Source organism: Acidiphilium sp. PM, from assembly GCF_000219295.1.
Taxonomy (GTDB): domain Bacteria; phylum Pseudomonadota; class Alphaproteobacteria; order Acetobacterales; family Acetobacteraceae; genus Acidiphilium; species Acidiphilium multivorum.
In genome coordinates this window covers 21,501-27,663 of record NZ_AFPR01000483.1, presented here as the reverse complement: position 1 = coordinate 27,663, position 6,163 = coordinate 21,501, and the positions used below count along the sequence as shown (strand labels likewise).

The 6,163-nt window shown below is 53.7% G+C and carries 5 protein-coding genes; 2 read left to right on the top strand and 3 right to left on the bottom strand.

Going from position 1 to position 6,163, the window contains the following annotated elements:
• Together APM_RS20610 and APM_RS20605 are read left to right on the top strand one after the other, a co-directional pair.
• Positions 1-796 (top strand): glycosyltransferase (locus APM_RS20610; RefSeq protein WP_138919225.1); only part of this gene is annotated, 796 nt, incomplete at its 5' end.
• 24 nt (positions 797-820) lie between these two features.
• Positions 821-2,947 (top strand): glycosyltransferase, encoded by a 2,127-nt coding sequence (locus APM_RS20605; RefSeq protein ID WP_007424250.1) that lies wholly within the window; start codon positions 821-823, stop codon positions 2,945-2,947.
• A gap of 424 nt (positions 2,948-3,371) precedes the next feature.
• On the opposite strand, the gene APM_RS21685 is transcribed toward APM_RS20605, so the two are convergent.
• Genes APM_RS21685 through APM_RS15120 form a run of 3 tightly spaced genes read right to left on the bottom strand, consistent with a single transcriptional unit; the run spans position 3,372 to position 6,139 of the window.
• Positions 3,372-3,797 carry a hypothetical protein gene (locus tag APM_RS21685; RefSeq protein ID WP_138919224.1) on the bottom strand — a complete coding sequence of 142 codons (426 nt, stop codon included), beginning with the start codon at positions 3,795-3,797 and terminating at the stop codon, positions 3,372-3,374.
• A 4-nt stretch (positions 3,798-3,801) separates the two neighbouring features.
• Positions 3,802-4,581 (bottom strand): peptidylprolyl isomerase, encoded by a 780-nt coding sequence (locus APM_RS15125; RefSeq protein ID WP_007424249.1) that lies wholly within the window; start codon positions 4,579-4,581, stop codon positions 3,802-3,804.
• Between the two features lies 1 nt (position 4,582).
• A complete protein-coding gene (locus APM_RS15120; protein WP_007424248.1) occupies positions 4,583-6,139 on the bottom strand; it encodes a ShlB/FhaC/HecB family hemolysin secretion/activation protein in 1,557 nt (518 codons plus the stop codon).
• Positions 6,140-6,163: the final 24 nt, after the last annotated feature.

Sequence of the window (6,163 nt, the reverse complement as noted above, 5' to 3'; positions counted from 1 at the left end):
TGACATCGGGTTGATACTCCGCGACACTTACCCGGAATTAGCGCTACCTTCTGGCGTAATTGGTGTTAGTGAGGCACTTGATATTGGTGCCCTTGGTGCCAGGGTTCTGCTGGGGGATTTCGCCCAACACCGGGTCATCGTCAATTCTGAGGCTGCCCGTCGGCTTTTGTCACGCGAACTAAGTAGCGCGTCGATCCGCACAGTTTTTCATCCGATTTTCCAACAACCAGGTCAGCACAACAGTCGGAACTTCAGCAAATCTGGACCGCTGCGAATCGGCTCATTCGGAATACCGGACAGGGAAAAATGCACCGAAACGGTGCTGTCGGCATTCTTGAAACTGCGCTCAAGGCGTCCGGACGCGGAACTCCTCCTTGTTGGGTATGGCGCTCCAGCGTATTTGCGATCCCTCGGATTTGGGCCAGAGCAGGGCGTCTTGGCCAGTGAGCCGGAGGATAATGACGAGCTAGTGGAGTTAATGTCCTCCTGCCACGTCGCGGTTCAGCTCCGTCGCCGGAATTTGGGTGAAAGCTCTGGGGTCATGGCACAACTGATGTTCACCCGAACGCCTGTTGTCGCATTCGATATCGGGGCATTTGGTGATTATCGTGGCGCAGTTAGACTCATTCCACCGGAGAGTACCGATACGCAGATTGCCGACGCTATAATCCAGGAATACGAAGTTGCGCCGTCACGCAATGACACGATGGCCAAGTTAATTGAAGAGCGTTCACCGTTGCGGTTTTGCGAAGCTTTCCGTAGCGCAATCGCCGACCTCTCACGCGTTGCCGTTTAACCTGAAACTGGATGACACAAGACAATGCCGCCTGACATCTCCGTCATCCTCAACGTCCACAATGAGACCGTCTATTTGCAACGAACTCTGCTTTCACTAGCGGAGACAGCCAGCTACTGCCGGGCATCAGGGGCGTCTCTGGAACTGATTCTGGTTCTTGATTCACCTCCTGAGGAAACCTTACGCCTGGCTGAAGCATGTGTCAGCCGGGATTCCATCATGTATCCCTATGATCGGGTTCATCTCGAAGTCGTAAATAATCGCTCACTCGGCCCGTCCCGCAATGATGGGATCGCCCTGGCGAAAGGCGAGTATGTCGCCCTTCACGACGCTGACGATCTCGTATCGTTCAATCTTCTGCATACGTGCCTGGAACAGGCTCGCTTAATGGATCATCCAGGGCTGGTGTTTCCGAACTACTACGCCGAGTTTGGTTTTCAATACACGATTGCCCGATACGATCCGCTATCCTGTGTCACCCCACTGGCAATGCTAGGGTATCACCCGTTCACGTCACGTTCATTCGGACCTCGATGGCTGTTCGATGAGATCCACTTTGACGATTCAAGCCCTTTCAGCGGGTATGCTTATGAAGATTGGCATTTCAACTGCGAAGTTATTGCAGCAGGCTACGATTTAGTCATAGCCCCTGATACCGTGCTGTTTTACCGCAAACGGCGGGGCAGCCTTCTTCTTCAGTCTGAGCGTGACACGGCTGGCCGGATCCGTCCGAGTCGGTTATTCGAACCCGCCCGCTATCGCGAGATATGCCAGTTCGATTATGATATGATAAGCCGCAGGAAAGAACGAAATCGGATCCAGCATGTCATTCTCGAACACGATAGCGGCGCTCGTCTAATGGATCTGCCGTTCTTCCAGGAGCTGTTCATTGCGGCCAACCGAATTGACCCAGGCGTCGATCCAATCCGCTTTGCTGCGGCAGGATTTTGGTCAAATATGCACGGTTCTCTCCGTGCTGGTATGGTCTACTACGAAGCTTCCGTGGCGCTCCGTCACGACCAGTACGATGACGTTTTTATTCTGCCTTACCTCGTGAGTGGCGGGGCTGAAAAATATCTCATCATGGTGATGCGTGCTCTTGTTGAGACTGGGTTGGGCCGTCGCATTCTGGTCATTTGTGGTCAGGCCACAGCGAAGCGGGCTTGGCTTGACCGCTTGCCAGACGGAACCGATCTCGTAGACTTGGCATACCTCGACCCCGGTCTTGATGATGAGGGCATCGATAGTGTTACGGTAAAGCTTCTGCAGGCAGTGGCTCCCCAAGCAAGGCTCCACATCAAGCAATCGGAATTCGCCTTCAGATTTTTTCGAAATGCAGCGTCAATCCTGAAGGGCCACAAGGCGTATTTCTACAGATTTACCGATGATCGTAGGATATTTGAGGACCGAATCGTCACCGAGCAGTTCGGCCTTGAGTTCGTCTCGGACTGCGGACAGGCGTTGGCAGGGGTGATTTCAGATCATCAGAGGATACTTGATGAGGATCAGCGCCGCTTCGGATTGTGGCCAGATAAATGGCGCTGTCTACCTGCTCCTTGTGAAGTCTCACCCAAAAGATCCCGCTCCGCATTGTCGGCCAGGCAGGGGCCATTGCGTCTGTTGTGGGCCTCAAGGCTGGACGGCCAGAAGCGGCCAGAGCTGATCGCTGCGATTGCTCGGCAGTGCGCGACACGCGGGATCGACGTCATAATCGATGTTTTCGGGTCAACTATCCTCGGTGGTTTCGAGATCGATGAACTGACCGGCAACCCTGGCGTCCATTATCGGGGCGGATTCACTGACTTTCATGGTTTGCCCATAGAAGACTACGACGCATTTCTTTATACCTCTCTATATGACGGGATGCCCAACGTGATTCTGGAGGCGATGTCGGCAGGACTTCCTCCAATCGCTCCTTCTCTAGACGGTATTCCCGAGGTTGTGCGGGACGGTGAGACCGGTTGCCTTGTTCCTAATCTGGCTGATCCTGATGCTCTGGTGAGCGCGTATTGCGACAGTATCGCGGTCATCTATCGCGACGCTGGATTATGTCGAAGGTTGTCCGAGGCGTGTGTCGTTTTCATAAAAGAGGAGCGTAGCCAGGATTTGTTCCAGGATAGGGTGCGAGAAATTTTCGGAGCAAGCCCGTGACTGAACCGAAGCTAGACTTATCAGCCGATACAGTGGCAATCGGAGCGGTATGCCTCACCGACTCCGATATGGGTGACCGTTATGCCGCCCTTCTCACAGTTCATGAGGAATGCCGCAAACAACTTGAGGCGATATCTTCCCGCTTTGAGGATCTGAAACGCGTCCATCAGGCCCTCGTAGAACAGCGGGAGCAAGATCGGCAGCAGCTATTGCGATACGCGACCGGCCTCGTCTCGGCTGGTCGACCGGGCATCCATACCTCGCGCATCATTCGGCTCACCGGGTCGCCGAAGATTCTTGCGCTTTATCTCCGGATCATGAAGGCACCTGGTCTCGGGCAGGTTCTACGCATTTGCAGGCGTGTCGCCTTGAAATTTCTAGCCAGGCGGTAACAAGGAGCGCCTGGCTAAGAAAATCCTACGCCTTACTGGGGCAATCCAGTTTTATCGTTATCGAGATCATGCACATGTATCGCTGTCCCGATATAAGTCTCTTCCCCTTTATTGGCGCTCAGAGCGTACTGACCTCCGGCAGGGTTGATCGTGATCCCAGGCAATTGGTCGGTTGATGACTGACGACGCTGCACGATCAGGGCATTAGCCCCTAGTGAAGCAGCGCGCTGCTTGAGCGCCTCTATGACTTGAGCTGAATCCAGCGCTGGGCCTGCCTTAAACGTCAGCCTGGCAATGCTTGTATAAGGCTGGTCAGGCGCAGACTCCATCACTTCAACGAAAGGGGCCGGAGCGTATTGGTGAGCTGCGCCTAGATATTGCACCCGAATGGCATTCGGATTGGCAGCGCAGCCCGCCAGGGCCAGTATCGTCACGAGCAGCAACGGAGCCACTTTCATCGGTTCAATTCCCGGATATAGGGATGACAAGATGCGCATTCTGCTCAGTCCGCATTTTTATGATATGCTGAATCCACTCGCGTTGCTCCATCTCGCTGGTTATCTTAGCCTTCACGTCATCGAATGACGGCTTCGGTGTCTGCCTTTCACCGAGAAGCTGGATCAGACTAAACCCTTTGGATAAGGCAACCGGCCCAGCCACTTGGCCAACTTTCATTGTTTTCACCGTCTTCAGAACCGGTGCAGCGAGATGTGTGGCGATTTGCCAGCCTAGTTCGCCCCCAACCTGCGCACTCCCCTTATCCTCGGAAACCTCGGCAGCAACAACGGAAAAGCTCTTACCTTTCCTGATCTGATCCAGAGCGGATTTCGCATCCTTATATGTGGCGACCTGGATGACGCGGAGGCGATATTCCATCGGCATCGGCTTACCGAAAATCTTGTCATACTCCTGCTTGACCTGCGCTGGCTTGATCGGGTGAGCCTTCACATAGTTTTGGGCAGCGAGATTGATGAGGATATGAGTCTTTGCCTGAGCAACCAAATCCTTATAGGCCGCGCTGTCCTGGAGATGTTCCCGATCTGCGGCGTTGATCACTGCCTGGCGATTTATAAGGCCGAATAGAGTTGACTGCCTGATTTTCTTGTTTGTTTTCGCTGCCGGATTGGCCGATATAACCTGCTGAAGCGTGATGGGAACGCCGCCAACTTTAGCAATTGTTTGTGCAAATGCTGGCGCGGTGAACATCATGACACCCAGACCGGCCAGGAGTGTTTTTGACATATCAAAATCCTTTCTGGATGACGAAGAAGGCGTTGATCCGATTCAGCTTGAGGTTGTTCTTTCCTGCCGGGGTAAACCCGCTGGTATGGATTGGGTGGGCAGCCATAGCTTTGATGGAAATCTCATGTGGCAAGGTCAAAGTCAGGCTCACACCAACATCCGAAAGCGTTTGCCAAGGGGCAGAGCCGTGTGCAGGATTTGCATTGGCGGCACCACCGGTCTCGATATATGCACCTAGCTTGGCTGCACTGTCCCAGCGCCGAAACGTAGGCGAATTCAGCTGCAACTTGGCGATATAACCGCTGTCGCCGACGATTGTGCCAGGCTCCCACGCTGACAGATTACCGAATCCACCCAGCACCCACTGCTGCTGAGAAGGCAGGGTATTAGGGGACCATTGAGCGGTACCGCTCAGATCGATAGACATACCGTGCGGAATCGACTGGCTGTATTCCAGCGACATGACCGAGTATCGGAAATGCGGGGTCGGCGCACCACGGATATTGTCATACAAGGTGCCGTAGGGCGCTGAAATACCGAGATTGAAATTGAAGCTCCCTTGTAGCGATGCCGACTCGCCGAGCACAGACATGGCATGCGATGCAGAGATGCCACCGGTCAGATAGTCATAATGCTGGTCCAGCAGGGTATAAAACCCGTTGAAGACGGTCTCGGTGTAACGGACGTGACTGAACGACTCGTTCAGTGTGACCCTATTTGATTTCCCGGCATAGAGAAGCTGGGAGCCGGTGAACTGATATGTAAAAATATTCCCATCTGGGTTGAGCGGATAGGTAGATTTACCCAGACGAAAATGAGTCCAGTTCGCGTTGAACCCATATATCCCGTATGGTCTGACAACAGATATACCAACACCATTTGTGTAGTAGTTGCTACCGAGGCTGACCCTTCGCAAACCAGGAATACCCTGGGTGAAATTTGCGTCTATCGCAACGCCGTGACCGAGATCGGCGGTGACCTGGCCGCCTGCGATATAGCCGCTAGCGTATCGACTCCCATAATTCCCAAAATTGACCAGCGCCGAAACCGGGCTGTAATTTGCTATTTCAGTTTGATTGACAGTCAGGACCGAACCACCGGGATTGGGGGCGGGCGACAAGTTGATCGTAACATTATGGCCCGATCGCGCGGCAAAGGTGCTGGCCATGACCTGATCACGAATCAAATCGCTCTGCTGCAGATCGGGTCGGTTCAGTGCATTCGGAAAAAAGGGACGAAGCGGATCGGCGATCTTCTGCTCGGTCACCATACCTTCAATGACGGCAATTTCGACATGCTTCTTCCCGCTCACCTGGGCGGTCACGGCAACAAGCATAAACCCATGCTTATGGTATTCTTTCAGCAACGCCTGGATCGCGGCATGCGGGCTGGTTGCCTTGGCTATTGTTGACTCAATCAACTTTGGTGGCAGCAGGGTGTTGCCGGTGACAACATAATCATACTTGTGGCTTGCGACCTTGACAGGTGTGCGACCGAAACGTGGTGCTGCGATTTCCTGGATAGTCGGCGGGTTGGCGGGAGGAGTGAAGACCGTCATGAACTCTGATTACAAACCCATCGG